The 22,712-nt window shown below is 68.1% G+C and carries 23 protein-coding genes; 15 read left to right on the top strand and 8 right to left on the bottom strand.

Features of this window, described 5'->3' with window-relative positions; genetic code table 11:
- Positions 1 to 71 precede the first annotated feature (71 nt).
- The 3 genes from BM394_RS04730 to BM394_RS04720 form a co-directional block, all read right to left on the bottom strand.
- A complete protein-coding gene (locus BM394_RS04730) occupies positions 72 to 1,679 on the bottom strand; it encodes a long-chain fatty acid--CoA ligase (RefSeq protein ID WP_092974330.1) in 1,608 nt (535 codons plus the stop codon).
- 265 nt (positions 1,680 to 1,944) lie between these two features.
- A complete protein-coding gene (locus BM394_RS04725; protein WP_092974327.1) occupies positions 1,945 to 2,250 on the bottom strand; it encodes a YrhK family protein in 306 nt (101 codons plus the stop codon).
- Between the two features lie 246 nt (positions 2,251 to 2,496).
- Positions 2,497 to 3,471 (bottom strand): aldo/keto reductase, encoded by a 975-nt coding sequence (locus BM394_RS04720; protein WP_217643349.1) that lies wholly within the window; start codon positions 3,469 to 3,471, stop codon positions 2,497 to 2,499.
- Between the two features lie 221 nt (positions 3,472 to 3,692).
- Here BM394_RS04720 and BM394_RS04715 point away from each other — a divergent pair, with 221 nt between their 5' ends.
- On the top strand, positions 3,693 to 4,136 hold the full coding sequence (locus tag BM394_RS04715) for a peptidase inhibitor family I36 protein (RefSeq protein WP_092974324.1): 444 nt from the start codon (positions 3,693 to 3,695) through the stop codon (positions 4,134 to 4,136).
- 136 nt (positions 4,137 to 4,272) lie between these two features.
- Here the strand turns inward: BM394_RS04715 and BM394_RS04710 are convergent, their stop codons facing one another.
- From BM394_RS04710 to BM394_RS04695, 4 genes are all read right to left on the bottom strand, one after another.
- Positions 4,273 to 5,406 carry a glycosyltransferase gene (locus BM394_RS04710; RefSeq protein ID WP_092975048.1) on the bottom strand — a complete coding sequence of 378 codons (1,134 nt, stop codon included), beginning with the start codon at positions 5,404 to 5,406 and terminating at the stop codon, positions 4,273 to 4,275.
- Between the two features lie 80 nt (positions 5,407 to 5,486).
- Positions 5,487 to 6,452 (bottom strand): alpha/beta fold hydrolase, encoded by a 966-nt coding sequence (locus tag BM394_RS04705; RefSeq protein WP_092975045.1) that lies wholly within the window; start codon positions 6,450 to 6,452, stop codon positions 5,487 to 5,489.
- 112 nt (positions 6,453 to 6,564) lie between these two features.
- Positions 6,565 to 7,800, bottom strand: a complete 1,236-nt coding sequence (locus BM394_RS04700; RefSeq protein ID WP_245779970.1) for a glycosyltransferase — start codon at positions 7,798 to 7,800, stop codon at positions 6,565 to 6,567.
- 11 nt (positions 7,801 to 7,811) lie between these two features.
- Positions 7,812 to 8,735, bottom strand: coding sequence for a DMT family protein (locus BM394_RS04695; protein WP_092974321.1), 924 nt, complete (start codon positions 8,733 to 8,735; stop codon positions 7,812 to 7,814).
- 744 nt (positions 8,736 to 9,479) lie between these two features.
- On the opposite strand from BM394_RS04695, the gene BM394_RS04690 reads away from it, so the two are divergent.
- The 8 genes from BM394_RS04690 (at position 9,480) to BM394_RS04650 (ending at position 16,737) form a co-directional block, all read left to right on the top strand.
- Positions 9,480 to 10,223 carry a DUF4232 domain-containing protein gene (locus BM394_RS04690; protein ID WP_175529961.1) on the top strand — a complete coding sequence of 248 codons (744 nt, stop codon included), beginning with the start codon at positions 9,480 to 9,482 and terminating at the stop codon, positions 10,221 to 10,223.
- A gap of 42 nt (positions 10,224 to 10,265) precedes the next feature.
- The gene (locus BM394_RS04685) at positions 10,266 to 11,069 is read left to right on the top strand and encodes an alpha/beta fold hydrolase (RefSeq protein ID WP_092974315.1); all 804 of its coding nucleotides are present in this window, start codon (positions 10,266 to 10,268) and stop codon (positions 11,067 to 11,069) included.
- Positions 11,070 to 11,235: 166 nt separating this feature from the next.
- Complete coding sequence (locus BM394_RS04680; RefSeq protein ID WP_092974312.1) at positions 11,236 to 11,769, top strand: PRC-barrel domain-containing protein; 534 nt, start codon at positions 11,236 to 11,238, stop codon at positions 11,767 to 11,769.
- 78 nt (positions 11,770 to 11,847) lie between these two features.
- Positions 11,848 to 12,321, top strand: coding sequence for a hypothetical protein (locus BM394_RS04675; protein WP_092974309.1), 474 nt, complete (start codon positions 11,848 to 11,850; stop codon positions 12,319 to 12,321).
- 256 nt (positions 12,322 to 12,577) lie between these two features.
- Positions 12,578 to 12,838 (top strand): hypothetical protein, encoded by a 261-nt coding sequence (locus tag BM394_RS04670; RefSeq protein ID WP_043575913.1) that lies wholly within the window; start codon positions 12,578 to 12,580, stop codon positions 12,836 to 12,838.
- A gap of 4 nt (positions 12,839 to 12,842) precedes the next feature.
- A complete protein-coding gene (locus BM394_RS04665) occupies positions 12,843 to 13,094 on the top strand; it encodes a hypothetical protein (RefSeq protein ID WP_092974306.1) in 252 nt (83 codons plus the stop codon).
- A 291-nt stretch (positions 13,095 to 13,385) separates the two neighbouring features.
- Entirely contained in the window at positions 13,386 to 16,307 is a 2,922-nt protein-coding gene (locus BM394_RS04655) for an FtsK/SpoIIIE domain-containing protein (RefSeq protein WP_092974299.1), read from the top strand.
- Positions 16,300 to 16,737: a hypothetical protein gene (locus BM394_RS04650; RefSeq protein WP_092974296.1), complete on the top strand. Its 438-nt coding sequence runs from the start codon at positions 16,300 to 16,302 to the stop codon at positions 16,735 to 16,737. Before BM394_RS04655 ends, BM394_RS04650 begins: the two co-directional genes overlap by 8 nt.
- 78 nt (positions 16,738 to 16,815) lie before the next feature.
- Here the strand turns inward: BM394_RS04650 and BM394_RS04645 are convergent, their stop codons facing one another.
- Positions 16,816 to 17,247, bottom strand: a complete 432-nt coding sequence (locus tag BM394_RS04645) for a hypothetical protein (protein ID WP_217643348.1) — start codon at positions 17,245 to 17,247, stop codon at positions 16,816 to 16,818.
- 241 nt (positions 17,248 to 17,488) lie between these two features.
- Here BM394_RS04645 and BM394_RS04640 point away from each other — a divergent pair, with 241 nt between their 5' ends.
- The 6 genes from BM394_RS04640 to BM394_RS04620 all read left to right on the top strand — a co-directional run bounded on the left by BM394_RS04640 (position 17,489) and on the right by BM394_RS04620 (position 22,348).
- On the top strand, positions 17,489 to 18,331 hold the full coding sequence (locus tag BM394_RS04640; RefSeq protein WP_175529959.1) for a helix-turn-helix domain-containing protein: 843 nt from the start codon (positions 17,489 to 17,491) through the stop codon (positions 18,329 to 18,331).
- Positions 18,328 to 18,543, top strand: coding sequence for a DUF397 domain-containing protein (locus BM394_RS23495; RefSeq protein ID WP_092974290.1), 216 nt, complete (start codon positions 18,328 to 18,330; stop codon positions 18,541 to 18,543). The genes BM394_RS04640 and BM394_RS23495 overlap by 4 nt, the downstream gene beginning before the upstream one ends.
- Positions 18,544 to 18,654: 111 nt before the next feature.
- Complete coding sequence (locus BM394_RS22685; RefSeq protein ID WP_175529958.1) at positions 18,655 to 18,807, top strand: hypothetical protein; 153 nt, start codon at positions 18,655 to 18,657, stop codon at positions 18,805 to 18,807.
- A gap of 163 nt (positions 18,808 to 18,970) precedes the next feature.
- Positions 18,971 to 19,408, top strand: coding sequence for an NUDIX hydrolase (locus tag BM394_RS04630; RefSeq protein WP_092974287.1), 438 nt, complete (start codon positions 18,971 to 18,973; stop codon positions 19,406 to 19,408).
- Positions 19,409 to 19,577: 169 nt separating this feature from the next.
- Positions 19,578 to 20,609 carry an NADP-dependent oxidoreductase gene (locus BM394_RS04625; protein WP_092974284.1) on the top strand — a complete coding sequence of 344 codons (1,032 nt, stop codon included), beginning with the start codon at positions 19,578 to 19,580 and terminating at the stop codon, positions 20,607 to 20,609.
- A gap of 113 nt (positions 20,610 to 20,722) precedes the next feature.
- Positions 20,723 to 22,348 carry an FAD-dependent oxidoreductase gene (locus BM394_RS04620; protein ID WP_175529957.1) on the top strand — a complete coding sequence of 542 codons (1,626 nt, stop codon included), beginning with the start codon at positions 20,723 to 20,725 and terminating at the stop codon, positions 22,346 to 22,348.
- The last annotated feature ends 364 nt before the right edge of the window (positions 22,349 to 22,712 follow it).

The following is a 22,712-nucleotide window of genomic DNA, read 5'->3' as shown; positions in this document are numbered from 1 at the left end:
CGACCGCGGGCGCCCGGGGACCGCCGGGAGGATCCCCAGGGCGGCCCCGGGCGAACCGTTCGGGCAGCTGTTCAGCCGAGCAGCTGTTCGCGGAGCGTCTTCTTGGAGAACTTGCCGGTGCTGGTCTTGGGCAGCTCGTCGACGAACCACACCTCGTCCGGCAGCCACCACTTCGCCACCCGCTGCCGCAGGTGGTCGAACACCTGCTCGGAGGTGAGCTGCTTCCCCTCCTCCGTGACCACGCAGGCCACCGGGCGCTCGGTCCACTTCGGATCCGGCTTGGCGATCACCGCCGCCTCGGCCACGTCCTCGTGGGCCATGATGTGGTTCTCCAGCTCGACCGAGGAGATCCACTCGCCGCCGGACTTGACCAGGTCCTTGGTGCGGTCCACGAGCCGAACGAAACCGTGCTCGTCCATCGTCGCCACGTCGCCGGTGCGCAGCCACCCGTCGGAGGTGAACGCGTCCCGCCCCTCGTCGCCGTAGTAGGACGAGGCGATCCAGGGACCGGCCGCCTGCAGCTCACCGGGCGTGGCACCGTCCCACGGCTGTTCCTCCCCGGTGTCCATGTCCACGATGCGCAGGTCCACCAGCGGCACGGCCTGGCCCTGCGTGGCACGCACCTCGATCAGCTGCTCGGCGCTCAATCCGTCGTGGTGGCTGCGGGGGCTGGCCACCGAGGCCAGCGGGCTGGTCTCGGTCATGCCCCACGCCTGGGTGATCGGAATGCCGATCGCCTCGCGCCACCCCTCGGACAGGGCCGTGGGGATGGCGGAACCCCCGCCGACGACCACCCGCAGGCTGGACAGGTCGTGGTCGCCCAGCAACGGCAGCATCCCCATCCAGATGGTGGGCACGCCCGCGGTGGTGGTGACGCGATGGCGCTCCAGCATGCTCACGAGCGCCTCGGGCTTCATCGCCGGACCGGGGAACACGATCGAGGTACCCGCGAAAATCGCTGCGTAGGGCAGCCCCCAGGCGTTGACGTGGAACATCGGCACCACGGGAAGCATGGTGTCCCGTTCGCTGAGCCCCACCGCATCGACTGTCAGGCTGACCAGGGAGTGCAGCACCGTGGAGCGGTGCGAGTAGACCACGCCCTTGGGCTGACCGGTGGTGCCGGAGGTGTAGCACATCGCGGCGGCCGCGTTCTCGTCGGCGACCTCGAAGCGACCGCGGAACGGCTCGGCGGCGGCGAGCAGCTCCTCGTAGTCCCGGATGCGGGGATCGTCCGGGATCTCGGAGTCGGCACCGTCGTCGAGGACCACGAAGTACCGCACGGTGGTCAGCTGATCGGCCACGGGCCACAGCATCGGGAGCAGCGAACGATCCACGAACACCACGTCGTCGGCGGCGTGCTCGGCGATGTAGGAGACCTGTTCGGCGAACAGCCTGATGTTGAGGGTGTGCAGCACGCGTCCGGTGCACGGCACGCCGAAGTAGAGTTCGAGGTGACGCTGGGTGTTCCAGCCGAACGTGGCCACCCTGGCCCCTTCGGGGACCCCGAGTTGGTCGAGCACGGTGGCCAGTCGCCGGACGCGCGAGGCCCACTCGGCGTAGGTGCTTTCGACCTCGCCGCGCAGCGTGGTGGTGACGATTCGCTTGTCCTGGAACTGCCGCTCCGCCCGGTGGAAGATGTGCGGGATGGTGAGCGGACGGTCCTGCATCAGTGCCTGCATATCGGGCTCTTTCGTTCTGGTGGGGTGAGAGCGCCCCGGGAGAGCCGGTACGGACCGAGCCCCGGTCGGCGTGACTGGTGACACAGTAGTGTCTATCACCCGCTCGGGGGTATTGGCACCACGTCATCACCCCGCGATGTTCGCGGATCGTTGTGCGGCGGGCACGATCGTCGCGCGGCGGGCGGGATGTCGATCTCTCGCGAAACCGTCGGGTCGGCACGGCCCTCGCCCCGTCGATCTCTCGCGGAATCGCCGTGGGCAGGGCTCAGAAGTCCTGCTCGGAGTCGTTGTCGTGCCGTGACGGGCGACCGCGCAGTCTGCGCAGGTGCACCCGCCTGCTGAGCCGGATGGCCGGACGGATGGCGAGCTCGATACTGCCGATCAGAAACAGCCAGGTCCCCTCGGTGGTGGTGGCCTCCCAGAAGAAGAGGATGCTGCCCACCATGAACCACAGCGCGATGAGGATGTCGTTGGCGATACTGATCACTTCGTAGCGCTTGCGGATCAGCAGCTCTTCGTGGCCGATCCGCAGTACCAGCGGCGTGGAGGAGGAGGGATCGGACTCGTGCATCGCTTCAGCGTCCCATCCGGATGTCGGTTGCGGTCGTGGCCCGGCCCGAGGTCACGCCGGACCGCGGCGGTGGACGAACCGGAACCGCCGCGGCCACGTGGTGACAGTCCCCCGCCGAAGCGGTTCCGAAGAGCGGTTCCGGAGTTCCGGGGCACCGCGTCCGTGGTGCGGAGGTGGTGCTCGCACGTCCTCATCGACCGGTCAGGCCGTTACCGGTCAGGCCCTGACCGGTCAGGCAGCGACAGCTCAGGCCACGCCCTCCGGACTGGCGCCCTCGATGGAAACGCCCGGAGCGGTGATGCGTTCGATCTCGGCCAGCTCCTCGGCATCGAGCCGCAGCTCCGCGGCGGCGAGGCTCTTCTCGATGTTGCGGGAACTCCGCGCCCCCACGATGGCGACGTGCACCCCCTCCTGCGCCAGCACCCACGCGATCGCGAGCTGACTGACGTCGGCGCCCTTGTCGGCGGCGAACCGCGTGAGCCGGTCGACCACCTCCAGATTGCGCCGGAACGTCTCACCCGTGAAGGCGGAGGACTGCGAACGCCAGTCGTCGGCCTCGAAGGTGGTGTCCTGGCGCAGTCCGCCGGTCAGCAGTCCACTCGCGAGTGGACTGTAGGCGAGCACCCCGATGTCGTGCTGCCGCGCGTAGGGCAACGTCTCCCGTTCGATACCCCGCCGGAACAGGTGGTAGGGCGGCTGCAGCGTCTCCACTGGTCGGGTGCGGTCGAAGTCGGCGAGCTGGGCCGCGTCGTAGTTGGACACCCCCACGTGCCGGATCTTGCCCTCGTCGACGAGCTCCTGCAGCGCGGCGGCGGTCTCCTCGGCCGGGGTCTGTTCGTCGGGCCAGTGCACCTGGTAGAGATCGATGTGGTCGACGTCGAGCGCACGCAGGCTCTCGGTGACTCCCTGCCGCAATGACGCGCGCCGGGCGTCCCTGGGGCGCTCCCCGCCCGGGTTGATACCGCCCTTGGTAGCGATGACGAGACTGTCACGGTCCCGTTCCAGTTCGGAGCGCAACGCCCGACCCAAAACCTCTTCGGATTTGCCGAAGCCGTATGCCTGGGCGGTGTCGAAGAAATCGACTCCGAGTTCCCGTGCGTGCCGAATGGCCGCGATGGCCTGTTCCTCGTCGAACGAACCCCATTCGCCACCCAATTGCCAGGTTCCGAAGGCGATTCGCGACACCGCCATATCCGTCTTTCCCAACACGATCCGCTGCATACTTCCATGAGATCGAAAACCCCGGAAACACGCCACCCAGGCCGCGAAGCATCGCGCCGTCCGGCCGGCGCGGGACCGACGACGAAACCGGAAAACCACACTTCCGGGGTGAATCCGACGGATTCGCTGGCGAGCGCGCGCACCGGTTGAGCATGTTGATCACAGGTGTCCCGATCGGGAATCACACCTCTTCCCCCGAACGGAACGGAAGGTGATGTTTCATGCTCACTCGCGACAACGGCACGTACCCGCACCACGGATTCCCGCGCGGCGGTTTCCGGGTCCCGGTCGTCCCGCGAGTCCGCCGGGTCTTGTTCCCGCTGCTGGCGGCTCTGCTGCTGGGCGGATCGGTTCAGCCACTCGCGGCGGGTGCGGTGCCCGGTACCGACCGGCCCTGCGACGTCGGAGTGTTCTGCGCCTGGTCGGAAACCGACTACGCGGGCAACGAGCACTCCTCCGACCTGCGCGGCACGAACATGGAGGAATGCGTACGACTGAACGGAGACATCGAGGCACGTTCCTTCGTCAATCGAATGGACAGACCGGTCACGGTCTACCAGGACGCGCGATGCGCCACCAGCGCGGACTTCAGCACCTATCCCGGCGGCAGCTTCGTACCCCGCGCACCGTACGTGGTGCGGGCGATCAAGGTCTGGACGCACTGATCGGAGCTTTCCGGTCGGATTGTCGGGGTGCTCGCTTGACGGAACCTCCCGCGGGCTCTCGCTCCGGGGCCACGACATCGGGGAGGCAGTTCGGCCGAGGCCGGGGAACGACGCGGCGGAATCAGGCGGAACGGACCTACAACCGGGAAATCAGTTCGGACAGTTTTCGGGCGGAAACGTCCCAGGTGTATCCGGCCGCGTGCGCACGCGCCGCCGCGACCACGGAACCGCGCGATTCGACGTTCTCGGTGCGGCGCACCGCCGTGGCGAATTCCGCGGCCGAATCGGCGTCGAAAAACCACGCGTTACCGCCACTCACCTCACGGAAGATGGGAATGTCGCTGCACACCACCGGAGTTCCGGCGTTCATCGCCTCGATGACCGGCAGCCCGAATCCCTCGTCCCGCGAGGCCGTGACCAACGCGGCGGCACGACGCAACAACGATCGGTACGCGGATTCCTCGATGCCGTTGTGGAAAACCACTTCGGCATTCGAGGGGACGATCCGGCGCAGCTCGCGTTCCCGCTCGGGCGGTATCCGGCTGAGCAGGTGAAGACGATAACCGGGCAAGCGGGCCATTCCCGCGACGAGGGTCGCCACGTTCTTGTAGGGCATGAACGACCCCATGTAGAGCAGTTCCCCGCGAGGAGCGCCCTCCCCCCGGTCGGGCTCGTCCACCGCGACGTCCTCGGAGGTCGCGGTGGACGACTCGGTAGCTCCGCTCACCGCGTCCGGCCGGTCGACCGAGGCGTGCGCCTCCCCCGGGGCGTTGGGCACCACCGTCACCGACCGAGCGGTCAGGCGGTGGTGGGCGATCAACCGCTTGGTCGTCTCGCTGACGGTGACCACCGCGTCGGCCCGATTGAGCAGCAGCCGCTGCGGCCACCACGCGTGGTGGAACAGCCACCACACGACCCGGACCGGCAACGGCAGGAAACCGGGCGGGCGAGGATCGCGGTAGTAGATCAGGTCGTGCAGCGTGAGCACGAGAACGTATCGGCGCCGGAATCCACCGATCACCTGGAGCGGGCTGAACACCACTTCGGCCCCCAGCCGTCGCAGGGTGCGCGACACCAGGAGTTCCCGGGGCGAGAACGGGCTGTTGATCAACCGGTAGGGCACTCCGTCCGGCAGCAGCCGCAACTGGCGCCTGTCGTGAATCAGCATGGTGACCGGGCGGAGGCGGTGCAGTGCTTCGACGATCCCGGCTCCGTAACGGCTGATGCCGTCCGGGAAGTCGGTTCGTGTCCAGCGGGCGTCGACGAACACCCGTTTCGGCGCCGTGTCCTCCTGCCCGCCGTCGTCCTCCCCAACGGCGCGGCGCTCGACCTCGGGATCCGGGTGCGGGATCACGCGGCGTCCAGGAAGCGTCGGATCGAACGGGCCGCGTGCCGTGGGGCTTCGTAGTGCACCAGGTGCCCCACCTCCTCGATGACCTCCAGCCTGGCGTCCACGAGCGAGTCGCGCATCCGTCGCTGCCCGGTGAGCGGTGCTATCTCGTCGGTCTCCCCCGCTATCAGCAACGTGGGCACGGTCAGTTCGGCGGCGTGGTCGGCCACGGTGTCGGAGATCGAGGAGCGATAGGTCTCGACGAGCAGCGCGGGGCTGTGGAACCGGCTGAAATGCCGCAGGTGGCTGTCGTGCACGAAGCGCCGCACCCTCGGATCCCGGCTGCGCAGCATCGCGTGACTCGCTCCCAGCACGATCCATCTGTTCGAGAGCAGTGCTCTGCCCAGCCGTGCGGGCAACAGCTCACCGATCCGGTAGTAGACCGAGGTCAACCGGGCGAGCAGCGCCGCGGGGCCGTGCGAGGCGGGGGTGGATATGGGATTGAGCAGCACCAGTCGTCGTACCAGCTCCGGTGATCCCGCCGCCACGGCGGCGGCGATCACCGAGCCGAAGGAGTGCCCGAGCAGGTCGATCCGTTCCCCGCCGTGATCGAGTCGGCGCAGCAGCTCGACCACGGTCCGGGCGTATCCGGCGACGTCGTGCCGTCGCGTGCTCATCGGTCCCGAGTCGCCGAAGCCCGGCAGGTCGGGGATGAGGAGTTCCCGTTCCGGCAGTGCCGCCGCCAGTGGTTCCAGCCCGTGATGGGTGCCTCGCAACCCGTGCAGCAGCAGCGTGGGAGGGCGCGAGCGCTCCGCACTCCCACCGAACGGGTGATCGGCTTCGGGACTTCCGGCCTCCGGAGGCTCGGACACGGCGGGGGCGTATCGCCAGCAGTGCAGCGCGCTGCCGCCGACGTCCAGCCGCTCGCGGCTTCTGCGACCGCGCAGGGAAGTGGCCGGGAGCTGTTCGTGATCGGCTGCTGGCATCGGCGGCTCGGATTCCTTTCGGTTCATCCCTCGTGGCTCGGGCGGGCCGTCCGGGAGTACCGCTTCCGTTCGCGGTGACGGCACTCGCGGCGGACCGCTCGGCGGTGGCTGCTCAGCCGGCCAGCTCGGTGTGAACCTCGGCCGGGTCGTCGGTGTGCACCGGGTCGATCAGGTGGTGGTAGACCGACTCGAACCGGGCGAGCACGGCTTCGATGTCGTGGGCCTCGGAGATGATGTGCTGGCTGAACGCCCCCATGCCGTCGATGGTGGCGCGTTCGGTGACGACCTCGTCGATGGCCTTCGCCAGGGCGTGCACGTCGCGCGGCGGGTAGAGCCAGCCGTTGCGTCCCGGCCGCACCAGGTGCGGCAGTGCCATCGCGTTCGCCAGCACCACGGCGGTTCGGGCGGACATCGCCTCCATCGTCGCCAGGCTCTGCAGTTCCGCGATGCTCGGCATGCAGAACACGTCGGCACGCGCGTAGGCGGCGAGCAGCTCCTCCTCGTCGACCAACCCGGCGAAGCACACCCGGTCGGCGATACCGAGCTCCGCCGCGAGCTGTTCGAGCGACTCACGCCTGCTGCCGTCACCGATGATCTCCAAGCGGGTGGCGGCGTCGGTGTGCAGCAGGGACATGGCCCGCAGCAGATCGTCGACGTGTTTCTCCTCGTCGAGCCTGCCGACGAACAGCACGGTGCGCACTGCCGGGGCGGGATGCTGTTCCCGGTACTCGGCCGCGGCGCTGCGATAGCGGTCGATCTCGATGCCGCAAGAGATCGGCAGTGCCCGCTTGTCGAAACCGTGCTCCCGCAACAGCCGTACCGCGCGAGGGGTCGGCGCTGTGACGGTGGCGGCCTTGCTGTAGTGCCTGACCAGGTTGCGCCACAGCACGGCGGCGGCCGTGGACTGCAGGAAGCGGGGGATCGGCAGATAACCGAAGATGTTCTCCGGCATGAAGTGGTTGGTCGCCACCAGTGGAATCCCCATACGGCGGGCGGCGTTGATCACACCACGGCCGATGAAGAAGTGCGACTGGACGTGCACCACGTCCGGTCGGATCTCGCGCAGCAGGCGTTTGGCCTCGGCGGAGGCCCGCCAGGGCGGGCAGACCCGCGTCGTCGGATGTGCCGGGGTGCCGTAGGAGCTGACCCGGTGGACGGTGACGCCGTCCTCGGTCGCGGTGTACGAACGGCGGTCCGGGGCGTGGCAGATCACGTGTACCTCGTGGCCACGTGCGGCCAGTCCTGTGGCCAGGCGGTGGGCGAAACTGGCGGCACCGTTGACATCGGGCGGATACATGACTGCTCCGAGCACGATCCGCAGCGGCCGCCCACTGGGTTGCGAAGTCACTGCTACTCCCATTACGAACTATCGACCGAGGTTACCCGTCGGTCACTGCCGTTGGGGGTCACGGTATGTGCGCCGCTGCCGCGGTTGTCCGGGTGGTAACGCGCCAACGCGAAGACACCGGCACAGGCCACGGCGGCACACACCCCCTCGGCGAAGGCGGTCCCGGGACCGACGGCGTCGGCCTCCCCCAGCAAACCGATTCCCAGCCCGACCGCGACCAGCGGATCTATCACCGTGAGGCAGGCGACGACCAGGTCCGGCGGACCACTGGCGTAGGCGTGCTGCAACAGCCACCCACCGATCAGCACCGACACACCCATACCGAGCAGCAACCACAACTCGATGTCGGCGAGCCGCCCCGAGGTGACCTGCTGGGAAACCGCCCGCAACAACAGCGAGACCAGGCCGTAGGCGACGGCGCACCCGGACGCGTAGGCGATGCAGCGCATCGATCCGCTGGTCAACAACCCGATCAGCCCGATCGTGAGCACGGCCACCGTCACCAGCTCGATCGCCGTTCCCGCTGCCTGTGGGCTCACGGCGGTGGGGGTGGCGCTGCGCACCGCGAGGAAGACGAACGCGGACACCCCGGCGGTTATGGCCAGCGCGGCGAGCACCGAGGAGCGCGGCAACCTGTCCAGGCCGATCCCCGATTCGCGGGATCTCAGCAGGACGGTCAGCGGCAGTGCCAGCACCCCGAGTGGCTGTACCACGGTCAGTGGCGCCAACCCCAGTGACAGGGCGTGCAACACCGTTCCGCCACCCAGACAGATCAGTCCCAACAGCCAACGGCTGTTGCCCACCAGCCGCAGCTGACTGCGAACCCCCAGTTTGCGATCGGAGATCGTGGCATGTACCGCACCGTGTTGCAGGTGGGCACCGAAGGCGTTGCCGAAAGCCGCCACCGCCGCGAGTAACACCGCGATCGTGGTCATGTCAGATCACGTCCGCTCATGAGACCGCCGTCCATCGCACCGGTGACGCCGTCTCGTTTCGAGTGTCCGGGATCGTTTCGGGTATCGGATGTGCCTCGAACCTCCCATGTGGCTCCTCCGGAACTGTATCGAGACCAATCTCGCCCACCGGGGCCTCACCGGCATCGGGGTTCACCCCCGACTCTCCCGCATGTGACCCCGACACGGTCGGGCGGATACCGCGACCGGCCCGTGCGCTCGGCCGCCACGGAAAACGGCACACCGTCCGGCACGGACGCATCACCGCGGGGCCGACCGCGGCGCGACTCGGACATCCCCGCGCACGACTGTAGAACACATCAGGTGAACAGCCGGGCCACTCCGGTGAATCGGTGGTGTTCGTCCCCGCGTACCGGATCGGACCGCACACCAGCACATCGACGGCCGGAACGGAGGCGGTCCGAGCACTCGGTGAGATCGACTTTTCCCGCTGCGCAGTGAGTGACCCCACACGAACGGGTAGCCGGGGAACACTCGGCGCTGTCGCCCGGCGACGAGTCGTGAGGTCGGACGGGACGGAAAGCCACCCGCCGCGACGAATCGAAGGGGTTTCGCAGCAGGTCACACAAAACGGAAATGCGGCGTGATCTCGCCCAATCCGGGAATACGGAAACAACCCCGCCGCGACCGACACGTCTTACGGGACAACAAGAACCGGGCAACGACGAGCCCACCGCGACATGGTGGGAACGGGAGGTGACCTCAATGGTCCCGCACCGATCGAACAAACTCGGTACTCGCGTGCTCGCCGTGTCGACCACGCTGCTCGCGGGCGCGCTGCTCGGAGGATGCGGACAGCAACCGGCGAGCACGAACGGAGTAGCCGACTCGGCGGGCAACGCGTTGGAGCAACAGTCGGGGTCGGACACCACGACACCGACGAACGAGGCGACGGGTTCCACGGGTGATGACTCGGGTAACTCGGCCGCTCCGGCGGATCACCGGGAAACGAAGACGTCGACCGACACGGGGACGGGAGGCGGGAACGCGGACGCGGCTGGGGCCGAGGACACGGCCACGAAGCAGGGTTCCGGGTCCTCGCGCTGCCACACTTCGATGATGGCGGCCTCGATGGAGGGAGGTCACCCCGGCGCGGGGCAGCGTTACGCGGAGCTGACGCTGCGCAACACCACCGGAAGGACCTGCGTCGTGTACGGCTATCCCGGCCTGGAGTTCACCGGCTCCAACGGAACGGCGCTGCCCACCGACGTGGAGTGGGCCGCGGATCCGGGACCGTCGAACGTGCGGCTCGCTCCCGGTGAGACCACCTCGACGACGCTGCACTGGGGAGTCGTTCCCAGTGGCAGCGGCTCCGGGGACGGCGATTGCGAACCACTGCCGTCGACGTTGCGGGTGACTCCTCCCGACGAGACCGAGATGTTCCACCTGCGGTGGGACTACGGTCGAGTCTGCGGTAACGGGCACGTCAGCGCCACGGCGTTTCACTGAGCGGAGTTGGTGGCTGCCGGAACGTGTGCTGGGGTTGATCGCATGATCGAGTCGAAGCGGTGGACACTTTCGGGCAACGAGGGCCGGTTGGCCGTGCACAGCTGGGTGGGCAACAAACCGGGCTGGATCGCGCTGTTCTCGCACGCCTACGCCGAGCACGCCGGACGTTATCGACGGCTGGCCGAGAAGCTGGCCGCTTCGCGGGCCGTGGTGTGTGCCGCCGACATGGTGGGACACGGCGAGTCGGAGGGCGAAGCCGGCGTGGTGGAGGACGTCGAACGCCTCGTGGCCGATCTGGAGACCCTCCGACTCCGGGCTACCGAGTGGTACCCGGGACTGCCCGTGGTGTCCATCGGGCACGGGCTCGGGGGCACGGTGGCGGTGCGGCACGCCCAGTCGTACCAGCAGCACCTGGTGGCGCTGGTGCTGTCGGCTCCGATTCTGGGAACCTTCAACGCGCTGGACCTGCTGGCGGACGAGCACATCCCGCGCACCCCGATCGATCCGGCGAGCCTCTCGCGGGATCCGGAGGTCGGTCGGGAGTACCTCGCGGATCCGCTGGTCTATCACGGACCGTTTCCGCGCCACACGCTGACAGCCGTGGCGAAGATCCTGCGCACGATTCGGAGCGGACCCGGCCTGGCCGTGCCCACGCTGTGGCTGCACGGTGAGGAGGACGAGCTGGTTCCGGAGGCCGACAGCCGGGAGGGCATGGAACAGCTGCGCGGCCCGGAGTTCCACGAGCACGGCTACGCGGGTGCCCGGCACGACCTGTTCCACGAGACCAACACCGAGGAAGTACTACACGATGTAGTGACTTTCATCGGGAGAGAACTAAATACCTGATTCCGCCGCACGGGTGGAACTCCTGCCGAATGGTCACTCGAAAGCGTGAAGGGCCTCCTCGAACGGGTTGCGGGTGGATCCCGGCCCAGGCAGCGTGAGTTTTCGGAGCGCATCGCCGCTCCCGAACCACGACTCGGTACCCGACCGTACGATCGAGGCGGAGTCCATGAACGACGTGCCAGCCGCGCAGGACCTGATCGGAAACGAAGTCTACGACCGGGACGGATCGCGTATCGGACGTGTCGGCAACGTCTACGTGGACGACGCGACGCACCGGCCGGAATGGATCACGGTGCGCTCCGGGCCACTGGGAGTGCGGGAGAGCTTCGTACCGCTCGGCGACGCCGCTGCCGCCGAGGGGGCGCTCAACCTCGATGTCTCCCGGGAGCAGGTGCGTACGGCTCCGCGCGTGGAGGCGGAGCACGGCCACCTCTCGGACGAGGACGGCAGACGGCTTCGTGAGCACTACGAACTCGCCGGTGTGACCGTTCCGGAACCGCGTGGTTCCTCGACACACGACACGGCCGCGCGGACACCGGAGCAGCGCGAGCCCCACTCCGGGCCCCGCGTGGTACCGGCCGAGGCGATGACCACCTCGGAATTCGGCAGACACCACCGGCCGGAGTCGGAACCGCGACCGGGACACCTGATCCCCCGCCCCGAGGACGGTACGGGCGGCAAGCACCGCAAGGCCGACTGAACCGGTTCTTCCGGGCGATTCGCCGGTGCGACGTCAACGCATCGGACGATCGACAGCACCGCGGCGGGGAGCGGGACAATGTCGGACGTGACCGCTTATGAGTCCGGCATGGAACTGCTGATCACCGTGGTGGTGGCCGCCGAGGACGAGGCGACGGCTCGTGATGCCTGCGCCGGCGTGGTCGAGCTCCTCGACGGCCGTGTGGTCCGAACGACCGACTGCTCCGACGAGGAGCCGGGCTGCCGTTCGGTGACGATCAGTCGGAAAACCGCCGATCCGAGCACGGGTAACCCCTCGGCGACCCTGGCACGGGCGGTGCGGAACACACTGCACACGCTCGGCAGTGGATTCACCGGAAGTCGGGTCTCCTGCGAACCACCGAGCGCGTGGACGGTCGTGGACGCTCCGGAGCTGGTCGGCGAACTGGTCCCCGGGGGTGAACGCATGCTGCTGGAGGCGTGGCAGAGCGGTTCCACCGCCCCGAACACCGGCACCGGCGCACCGGACACCTCCGATCGCTCTCCGCGTCAGGGCAATCGGCGCCCCGGTTGATCCCGAACATCGAACCGGTGTGGCCCGTCGAACCGACCCGGCCTCTCGAACCGACCCGGCCCGTCGAACGGGTACGGCCGGGACCGTGGTCGGCTTCGCGTGCCTGTCTCACACGGACACGCCCGGTGGCCACCTGAGAACGGCCGGGCGCACACGGAGCGCTAACTTGGTGATCGACATCGGTGTTCGGCCAGGACGACCGAACGGTCGGCAAGGGGCATCCGACAACGACCATCCCGGAGGGGGCTCGAAACAGATGGCAGGTGTGGAAGAGGTTCGCGCGGGGATCGCGCTCGCCAACCAGAAGGCATCGGAGAGTGTGGCCGCGTTACAACAGGCCACCCTCTCGCTGGAGGAGGCGCAGCAGGCACTGGCGACGGCCACGCAGGGCAGTGGGCAGGAGGAGATCCAGCACGCCTACGGAATGCTGGCCGAGGCGGCGCAGAGCCTCAACGGCATCCAGGGCACCATCAACGCCAGCATCACCTCGGCAGAGAACTACGCGGGACGGCTCTGACACCGTGTCGGCACTCGAAGAGCTCCAGCAGGCACTGCGGACGGTATCGGATCACCTCGAACAGGCCCAGCGGCAGCTGGTGACCTCGCGTACCGCGCTGCACCAGGCGGAGTCGGCGCTGCGACGGATGGATCCGGACAACCCGGAAACCGTGGTGCCGCAGGGGATGCACCGCGCCGACGATCAGATCGAACGCACCCTGTCCACCGTGGAACAGGTGGACGAAACCGTTCGCCGGTTCGTCACCGGCTTGTGACGCACTTCGTGCTGTGGCGTGTCCGCGCGTGTCGAACGACGGTCGCGGACACGCCGCGTTCGGAAGTCCGGTACCGCTCCCGACTCCGAGAGCGCTCGCGACGCGGAGCGAGCGTTCCACCGAGGACGAACGTCCCGAGTGGAACCTCCCGAACGGGAGGTTGCTCGGGACTCCGCCACGGCGGGCGGGCATCACCCGACATACCTACGAGGAACGGGTCACACTGCCGAACGGACGGTGTGATCGGTGGTAGTTTGCTTACGGTCAGTGATGCGAGTACCGAGGTGGAGTGTGCGTAAACGCAACGAACGGCGCGGCGCCATCCAGGCAGCCTTCGATCGGCTGAGCGCCACTGCCGCCACGGCTCGTGGAGCGGCGGCCAACGAACTCGCGCGTGTCAGGGCGGAAAGCGCCAAGCGGGAACACGCGCTGCGCATCGCGCGGCACGGGGTTACGGCCGCCGCACGCGATCCGGGGGAACTGGAGGGTTCGGAACAGGCCGAGTTCCGCCGCGCCCTGGAGGAAGCGGTCGAGGAACGTACCGAGGTGTTCTCCGAGTGGACCGCGCGCGGCCCGGGACAGCTCGGCGAGCTGGTTGCCGAGGCCGCTCCCGGCACCGCCGCTGCGCCGTGGCGGGAATGGCTCGGCAGCATCGGCACGGCGGACGCCCGTATCCCCGCCCCCACGCTGTGGCGTTTCGGCACCGCCCACGCCCCGGACGCTCCGGAAGCGGCCGAATTCCCGGCGGCCGTTCCGCTGCTCGACGAGTCGCACCTGCGGATCACCTGCCGCTCCGGAACGTTGGAAAGCGCCACGAGGGACACCGCGGAATCGCTGGTGCAGAACCTGCTGCTGCGCATGCTGTCCTACTACGAACCCGGCTTGATCCGGGTGCACGTCTGGGACACCGCACGGCTGACGGGCACGTTGCCCGGGCTATTCCCGCTGACCCGTTCCGGACTGCTCACCGCACACGATCCGACCAGACTGGACGACCTGCTGGAGGAGTTGGCCGAGCACATCCGCCGAATCCACACCACCGCGCTGCTCGGCGGTCACACCTCGCTGAAATCGCTGGCCGCCGAGACGGGTCACCGCGGTGAGCCCTGGCGGGTGGCGGTGCTCTTCGGGGACGGCGAACCGCTCAAGGAGGAGCAGCAACAGCAGCTGCAACGTGTGGCGCGCAACGGGCTCGCCTGCGGGATTCAGCTGATCGTGGTGGACCTGCCGATGACGGTCAACAACGCGCTGGAATCGGTGACGCTGCTCGCCCCCGATCTGGCTCGCAGCAGTATGACCGGGCCACACCTGGCGATCCGCCCGGACGAGGTCCCGCCCCGGGAGCGCGTGAGCAGGGCCTGTTCCGCGATCTCGGAAACGTTCCAGTCCAGGCGCGCACGGGTGCGCACCTTCGACGACCTGCTCCCCGAGCAACTGTGGACGCAGGACTCCACCACCGGCCTGTCGGCCCCGGTGGGATTCTTCGAGGGTGAACCGGTGCGGATCTCGCTCGGTGACACCAGCCCGCACACGCTGATCGGTGGGCCGAGCGGTTCGGGGAAGACGAACTTTCTGTACGGCATGCTCGGCAGCCTGGCCGCGCGGTACAGCCCGGACGAGCTGGAGATGTACCTGCTCGACTTCAAGGAAGGCGTGTCGTTCGCGCAGTTCACGCCCGGCAACCGGGACCCGAGTTGGCTGCCGCACGCACGACTGGTCGGGGTCAACGTCAACACCGACCGCGAGTTCGGGTTGGCGCTGCTGCGTTTCCTCGCCACCGAGATGCGCAGGCGGGCCGACGCCGCCAAGGAGCAGGAAGTCACCAAGCTGGAGGAACTGCGGCAGCGGGATCCGAAGGGAAGATGGCCACGCATAGTGTCGGTGATCGACGAGTTCCAGTACCTGTTCGCCGAACGCGACGCGGTGTCCAGTCAGGCCGCCACGCTGCTGGAGGACGTCGCGCGCCGTGGGCGATCCCAGGGGATTCACCTGGTGCTGGCCAGTCAGGACGTTTCCGGGATCGAGGCGTTCTGGGGGAAGCCCGCCATCTTCGAGCAGTTCATCCTCCGGGTGGCGCTGCCGAAGGCGCGCCGGGTGCTGGTGGACAACAACACCACCGCCCTGGAACTGCCCCGCTGGCACGCGGTGGTCAACCACGAGTCCGGTGTGAAGCACGGCAACGAGGTGGTCCGCGTGCCGGACGCGACCGCTTCGGAAACGTTCGACTCGTTGCAGCACCGGCTCTGGGAACGGCACCTCTGGGAGACCGGCAGGCGCAACGCCCTCCCGCCCCGGCTGTTCGACGGTTCGCACCTGCCCGGCCTGATCGGCACTTCGGACTTCGACGAGCTGCGTCCGGTGACGACACGTCGTCCGAGGGTGCTGCTGGGGCAGGTGATCGACGTGCGGGGCACGGCCGCGGCGCTGTCGTTCGAGCGCTCCCCGGGTAGGAACCTGGCCGTGCTGGGCTCGGCCCAGGTGGACGCCACGGCGGTGCTGGGGACGAGCGCGCTCTCCCTCGGGCGGCAGTTCTCACCCGGCAGGGCCGCGTTCACGATCGCGACGCTGACCGAGGACACCTCCGAGGACGCGTGGGCCGTCGCGAGCACCCTGCGCGATGCCGGGCACACGGTCACTTTCATCGGCCCCGGCGAACTCGGTGAGACGCTGCGAGGACTGTCCGATCTGGTCGACGAACGCAGCGGGTCCGGTGGGACGGGCTCGGACGCCGTGCCGCACTACCTGCTGTGCTACGCGGTGGACGCCGCGCAGTCGATACTGGAGCGCAAGGAGCCGGAGAGCAGGGTCAGCGGACTGGACCAGCTGCGCAAGACGCTCAAGCAGGGTCCGGAGTGCGGGGTGCACACCATCGGCTGGTGGCGCAGCGCCCAACGGCTGCGCAACACGCTGGGCATGGGACCCACCGACGACGTCGGTGCCTGGGTGGCGTTCGACGTGCAGGGCCAGGAGCTCGCGCCGTTGGCGGCCGGGCAGCTGATCACGTGGTCACCCCGGGTACATCGCGGCCTGTTCTTCGACCGTTCGGTGCACTCGCATCCCGAGGTGATCCTGCCGTTCGACCTCTCCGAAGCGGTGGACGGTTCCACCGGGGAACCGGAGGAGGTCACGGCGGAGCCGAACAACCTTCCCAGACCGCGCGGGCCGGAAACGGTTTCGTCCAACATCTCCGGGGAAGAGGCGACCGATGACTGAGGCAGCGGGTGCTTCCGGGGTTCCCGAGGAACGACACGGTACGGATACCGAGCGCTACAAGGAGATCGCCGCGCTGGCCACCGACGCGGTGGAGCGGCTGCACGAGCTCGAGCGCGATCGTGTCGAACGGCTGGAGCGGGAACTGAGCGGTGAGCGCGACCTCGTCGAGCAGGCCGAACGGCAGCAGGAGGAGGTCGAGGAAGGGGTCCGGCTGCGGTGGAACGCAGCCATGGAGGCGCTGTGGGAGGAACGCTGGCTGCGCGTGACGCAGCTGCCCGCGCCGGACACCACGGCCGAACCCGCCGACGCCGAGGACGCGATCAGGTCCGTGCAGCGGGCCTACCTGGACCTGTACGAGGAGCTGGAGCAGGGGCGCTGGTCCGCGCCGAACTGGATCCCCACCGGCTGGATCAGTCGCCGGGAACGGTAGGCCCGATCCGGTTTCGGGGAGCGCGCAGCACACGATCACGCTCCCCTGCCTCGACCGGCTGACGCCCGTGACTTCTGTTCAGGTGCACTCCGCTGCTGCCGAGGTGATCGCGTCGCGGTCGAACCACACCAGTCTCGATCGGATGCGGGTACCGAAACGGAAGTTGGGCAACGCCGCTTCCGGACTTCGCAGGCTCATCCACACGTCCCCTTCGACCGTCACTATCTCGGCCCTCTCGTCGAAGGCCATTCCCCAAGCCGCCACCCGGCCGTCGACCCGCTCGCCGTATTCCTGGACGATCGCGAACACGTGGGGAGCGTGGTCCGCGACGATGCCTCGCAGCAGCTCGGCGAATCGTGGCTCGTCGCAGAGCGACGGCACCTCCGACGGATCGGGAACCAGCGAGTCCAGCCAGTCGGCCTGCTCCTGCCGTTGCGACCTCCCGTCTTCGGTGGCCCGCTGCTGCGCGTGGTTCCGGATTCCGCTCGCTTCGATCGACTGGTGGTTCATGGCCATCCGACCTTTCGGTATCGCGCTTCGGGATTGACGGAGTTCCGACTGCCGATCAGAGGCACTCGCCTCACTGGAGTCGGTTGACAAGGCAACTTCGGATGGATGCGCTTCGTGATCTAACGTTCACCCTTAGGTAGCGTATCCATGTTGAAAATAATGCCGTGCATTATGCATAGCATGAAATCCATCAGTTGGGTAAAGATACGAGCTGCTCATCTCCACACCGGAAGGAGTCAACGTGCGACCAACAGTTCGCAGTCGCCGACTCGGCAACAGACTGAAGAGCTACCGGACGGCGAGCGGCCTGTCTGGTACCGAGCTGGCTGATCGTGTCGGTATCCACCAGGCCACGTGGTCGAAAATCGAGGCGGGCAAGGCGAAACTGTCGCCACCCGTGCTCGCGGCGACCGCTGAAGCATTGCGCATCCCAGAAGAGGTCGTGACCCAGCTGGACACTCTTCGCAGGAAAGCGGAAGAGCCCGGTTGGTGGCAGGACTACGGCGACATCCTCTCCGAAGCCGTACAGCTACTCATCGAGCTGGAAGCCGACGCATCCTGGATAAGGACCTACGAAGGCGACCTCGTGCCAGGTCTGCTGCAGACCCGCGAATACGCCGAACGAGTGATCACAGCGGTGTCCCCACACATCCGGGTAGCCGACATCGATCGCTACCTGGAGCTAAGGATGCGACGTCAACAGCGTCTTTCCGATGGGGTGCGCCTGACGGCTGTCCTCGGCGAAGCCGCGATTCGCCAACGTATCGGCGGACGCGAAGTCATGCGGGAACAGCTCCGCCACATCGAAAGGATGGTCGAAACCCACGACGTCACCATCCAGATCGTTCCGTTCGCCGCGGACGCCCACGCCGCGCTCGGTGAATCCTTCGCGATCATTCAGTGGCCCGACGAGACGACCACTCCCGAGGCCGTTTATGCTGATGGCGTGACTTCCTGGACCGTACACGAGCGCGACGGCGTGATACGTAGCTATCTGCACGCCCTGGCCTCTGTACAGAGTCAGGCTCTCTCACCCCGCGAATCACTGGATCTCGTCCACAGCGCATTCGAGGAGCTGTCTTGAGCAACGCCCCACGGACCGGGTTACCGAGTCGGCAATGGCGAAAAAGCAGCTACAGCACCGGAACCGGGAACTGCGTGGAGATCGCGTCCTCACCCGAGGGCTTCCGACTGGTACGAGACACCAAGGACAGGGAGCGTGGCCCACTCGCACTGGATACCGGAAGCTGGCGGGCTTTCATCGACACCGTGAGAACCGGGCGCTTGGACAGCTGATCCAGAGCGGAGAACACTACCTCCGCTGACGACACCTAGAGTCGCCGGTCACCGGTAACCACGTTGCCCAGGGCCATACCTCCATCCCCAATGAGACTCACCGCAGGATCGTTGGCGGATACCATAGCTGGGCCTATCGATCCCGAGGACGCGATCAGGTCCGTGCAGCGGGCATACCTGGACCTCTACGGGGAGCTGGAGCAGGGGCGCTGGTCCGCGCCGAACTGGATCCCAACCGGCTGGCTCAGTCGCCGGGAGCGGTAGGACTGATCCACCTCGCGAGCCCGGGAACGCGCTCGCGTTCCCCGGGACCACGGCTCCTCTTCCGGAAGAGGTCTTGCCGCACGGCCGACCGCGGATACCGCCTCCGAACCAGCAGCTGCCGAGTACACGATCGGATCGGTAACGACTTTCTCGGGAGGCCGCCGTGTCGGATGACCCGAAACACTCCGTCAGCGTGGCCGGTGTCGTGGTCGACGAGAACGAGCGAGTTCTGTTGATCCAACGACGCGACAACGGCCGGTGGGAAGCACCGGGTGGCGTTCTCGAACTCGACGAAACCTTCGAGGACGGAGTAAAACGAGAAATCCTGGAAGAAACCGGCGTGTCGGTCGCGGTAGAAAGCCTCAGCGGCAGCTACAAGAATCTGTCCCGCGGAATCATCGCTCTCGTGTTCCGCTGCCGCCCACTGTCGGGGAAACCACGCGCCACCGACGAGAGCGTAGACGCCGGATGGTTCGAGCTCTCCGAAGCACTGGGACGGATGAGCGAGGTCTACGCGGTACGCGTCTCGGATGCCTTCGCCGCGACCCCAGCGATCCGCAACCACGACGGTGTGACAGTGACCCAGTCGCTGCCGACCTGACCACCCCATCCAGGCGCCGTTGTTCGTAGTTTCACCACATATCGGTCCGGAACACTGATTCGGTCATACCACCCCGACCGACCGGTCGGTACGATCGCACCACGCGGGCTCGCCACATGGCGACACCCCGGCAGTACGGGTAAAATTACGGTACTAGTTAGTTCCGCATATGGAGGTTCTCGTGAGCGACTCATCCGTCCCGACCACGGGCGTGGAAATCCGGCTGGCATCCCGTCCGCAGGGGTGGCCCACCCACGACAACTTCGAGGTCGCGGAAGCACCCGTCCCCCAGCCGGAGTCGGGACAGCTTCTGGTGCGCAACAAGGTGATGAGCGTCGACCCCTACATGCGGGGCCGAATGAGCGCGGCCAAGTCCTACGTCGCCCCCTTCGAGGTCGGCAAGCCGCTGGACGGCGGCGCCGTCGGCGAGGTCGTGGTCAGCGCCTCGGAGAAGTTCGAGGCGGGCCAACTCGTGCTGCACAGCCTCGGCTGGCGGGAATACGCCCTGGTGGACGAGTCGCAGGCGACCACGGTCTCCGACGAGGCCCCGCCGAACGCCTACCTGAGCGTGCTCGGCATGCCCGGCCTGACGGCCTACGTGGGCCTGATGGACAAGGCCGAGTTCCAGGAGGGCGACACCGTGTTCGTCTCCGGCGCGGCGGGCGCCGTGGGCTCGCTGGTGGGGCAGCTCGCGAAGCTGAACGGTGCCAAGCGCGTGATCGGCAGTGCCGGTTCGGCCGAGAAGGTCCGCCACCTCACCGAGGACCTGGGCTTCGACGCGGCGTTCAACTACAAGGACGGCCCGGTGGCAGAGCAGCTGCGCGAGGCCGCTCCGGACGGCATCGACGTCTACTTCGACAACGTCGGTGGTGACCACCTGGAGGCCGCCATCGGCGCGATGAACGACTTCGGTCGTATCGCCGCCTGTGGTGCGATCTCGCAGTACAACGTCACCGAGGCGCAGCCCGGCCCACGCAACATGTTCCAGTTCGTGACCAAGCGGCTGAGCATGCGGGGCTTCATCGTCAACGACAACGGTCACCGCAAACGGGACTTCTTCGAGCACGTCGCCCCGCTGGTTCGGGAGGGCAAGCTGCACTACGAAGAGACCACGGTGGACGGGCTGCGCAACGCTCCCGAGGCGTTCCTCGGAGTGCTTCGCGGGGACAACACGGGCAAGATGATCGTCAACGTCCGATGATTCACAGCGGAATCCGCGTAACTGGTCGGGTGGCCCGCACGTGAGTCGACGCCCCGCCGCGTTGGTCCGACTCCCGAACAGCGCCACACCGCCGGAACGGGACTGACGTGATCATGACCGAATCACCGAGCGGCACTTCCCCGCGCGCCACGTCGTTGCACGCGGCCAGGCGCGACGCGGAACTCGCGGAACTGGCAGCCGGGGCGCGTCCGGACGTGCTGGTCGTGGGCGGCGGGGTCACCGGCGCCGCCGTCGCCCTGGACGCGGCTCGCCGAGGGCTGTCGGTCACGCTGGTCGAGGCCGAGGACCTGGCGAGCCACTGTCCACGGTGGTCGGACTTCCTGCCGGACGGTCGTCCCCGCGACGGCCGTCCGGCGGAACTCGTCCGGGCACGCCGCGACGCCGTGGAGCGCGAGGTGCTGCTGCGCACCACCGCTCCGTACCTGGTGCGCACGTTGCCGCTGCTCGTGCCGCTGGACAGCGGAGTGCCGCGCGGCGCGGAGCTGGGGCTGCTGGCCCGGTCGAACAGTGCGAACGCGATGCGCGTCGCGGCGGGCACTCCGGCGACAACGCTCCCGGCACCACGCCGGATCCCAGCCGCCGAAGCACGCGCGCTGGCTCCCGGGTTGTCCGTGCCGGGGCTGCGGGGCGGGCTGCTGGAGTTCGGGGCCCAACTGCCGGACGGGGCGAGGTTGGCGGTGGCACTGGCGCGCACTGCCGCCGGACTCGGCGCACGTGTGCTCACCAGGGTCCGTGCCACCCGACTGCACCGCGACGGGGCGGATGTGGTGGACCGGCTCGGGGACTCCGAGATCCGGTTGAAGGCCCGTGCGGTGATCAACGCGACCGGTCCGCGCTCGGCCGAGCTGGTCGACCACCCATCGCTGAGCACCTTCCGGACGCCGGGGATCGTGCTCGATGCCGCGGCCGTGGGGCTCACCGCGACCGGGCTGACCGCACCGACGGCCGATGACTCCGGGCAAGCCGTGCGGTGCGTCCCACAACCGGGGGACCGACTGCTGGTCACGGCAGGCAGCGTCGAACCCGACGGCACTCCCCCGGAAACCGCTGAACGACCGAAGCCGAGCGACTCCGAGGCGAGCGGGCTGCTCGCCGCAGCCGCCGAACTGCTCGGTCCGGCGGCGCGCACCGCGGATCCGCTGGACAGCCAGGTGGTGTCGCACGTGGTTCCCCGGCGAGCCCGTAGCCGACGGGATGCCTCGCGCGGGACAGGGGGCGCCACGTTGGAGGCGCTGTCGGACTCCCGAAGCCGGGAGCACCACGTGCACACCTCACCCGCCGGGGTCATCAGCGTGCTGCGAGGTGCTCTCGCGCCGTACCGCACGGCCGCGGTCGAGGCCGTCGACAGGGCCGTGCGCGATTGCGGGCTCCGCGCCGGGAACAGCCGCACGGCGAAGACGCCGCTGGTAGGGGCAGCGGATCGGGGGAAACTCGCCGAACTGGGTGCGGAGCGACGGCTGATCGACCGCTACGGCACCGAGGCCGAACGCGTGTCGGCGATCACCGAGCTCGACCCGGCGCTGGGCGAACCGGTCGTCCCCGAGCTCTCGACCAGCGCCGCCGAGGTGGTGTGGGCGGTACGGCACGAGGGAGCGATGAACGCGGCCGACGTGCTCGACCGCAGAATGCCGCCCGGTCTGCCCCCCGAGATCCGGGCGAGGGCGTTGCCCCGGGTGGCCGACCTGGTGACCAGGGCGCTGCGCGGCGTGTACCACTGATCCGGGCCGCCACCCGGTCCGGCGATTTCGCGAGAAATCGACGGAGATCGGGCCGTGCGCCTCACCCGCGCGGCGATTTCGCGAGAAATCGACACCCACCCGGGCCAAGCGCCTGCGGCCAACTCCGCACAACCATCCATCCGCAGCACAGTCATCTCCGGTCGCTCGCAGGTTCCATGGCCGAGAATCGCGGCACCCGGGACAGCGGAACGTGCCACGGAGCCGCCCCTCCCTCGGTCCGGGCCTTCCCGACCGGTAACGGAGCGACGCGAAAGCTCCCAACCGCCGCGCTTCCACCGATAGGGTGAAGATTCGAACCGAACTCGCGTGTGGTGCGTAGCCACGTTCGGATGACACCGGTGCG

Source organism: Actinopolyspora lacussalsi subsp. righensis (genome assembly GCF_900116555.1).
Taxonomy (GTDB): domain Bacteria; phylum Actinomycetota; class Actinomycetes; order Mycobacteriales; family Pseudonocardiaceae; genus Actinopolyspora; species Actinopolyspora lacussalsi.
The sequence above is the reverse complement of the archived record's forward strand: the minus strand, read 5'-3'. Positions and strand labels throughout refer to the sequence as shown.

Bases quoted from the DNA above. Each gene is read 5' to 3' on its own strand.
- BM394_RS04730 (WP_092974330.1), bottom strand. From the start codon at position 1,679: ATGCAGGCACTGATGCAGGACCGTCCGCTCACCATCCCGCACATCTTC.
- BM394_RS04725 (WP_092974327.1), bottom strand. From the start codon at position 2,250: ATGCACGAGTCCGATCCCTCCTCCTCCACGCCGCTGGTACTGCGGATC.
- BM394_RS04720 (WP_217643349.1), bottom strand. From the start codon at position 3,471: ATGCAGCGGATCGTGTTGGGAAAGACGGATATGGCGGTGTCGCGAATC.
- BM394_RS04715 (WP_092974324.1), top strand. From the start codon at position 3,693: ATGCTCACTCGCGACAACGGCACGTACCCGCACCACGGATTCCCGCGC.
- BM394_RS04705 (WP_092975045.1), bottom strand. From the start codon at position 6,452: ATGCCAGCAGCCGATCACGAACAGCTCCCGGCCACTTCCCTGCGCGGT.
- BM394_RS04695 (WP_092974321.1), bottom strand. From the start codon at position 8,735: ATGACCACGATCGCGGTGTTACTCGCGGCGGTGGCGGCTTTCGGCAAC.
- BM394_RS04690 (WP_175529961.1), top strand. From the start codon at position 9,480: ATGGTCCCGCACCGATCGAACAAACTCGGTACTCGCGTGCTCGCCGTG.
- BM394_RS04685 (WP_092974315.1), top strand. From the start codon at position 10,266: ATGATCGAGTCGAAGCGGTGGACACTTTCGGGCAACGAGGGCCGGTTG.
- BM394_RS04680 (WP_092974312.1), top strand. From the start codon at position 11,236: ATGAACGACGTGCCAGCCGCGCAGGACCTGATCGGAAACGAAGTCTAC.
- BM394_RS04675 (WP_092974309.1), top strand. From the start codon at position 11,848: ATGTCGGACGTGACCGCTTATGAGTCCGGCATGGAACTGCTGATCACC.
- BM394_RS04670 (WP_043575913.1), top strand. From the start codon at position 12,578: ATGGCAGGTGTGGAAGAGGTTCGCGCGGGGATCGCGCTCGCCAACCAG.
- BM394_RS04650 (WP_092974296.1), top strand. From the start codon at position 16,300: ATGACTGAGGCAGCGGGTGCTTCCGGGGTTCCCGAGGAACGACACGGT.
- BM394_RS04645 (WP_217643348.1), bottom strand. From the start codon at position 17,247: ATGAACCACCAGTCGATCGAAGCGAGCGGAATCCGGAACCACGCGCAG.
- BM394_RS04625 (WP_092974284.1), top strand. From the start codon at position 19,578: ATGGAGGTTCTCGTGAGCGACTCATCCGTCCCGACCACGGGCGTGGAA.
- BM394_RS04620 (WP_175529957.1), top strand. From the start codon at position 20,723: ATGACCGAATCACCGAGCGGCACTTCCCCGCGCGCCACGTCGTTGCAC.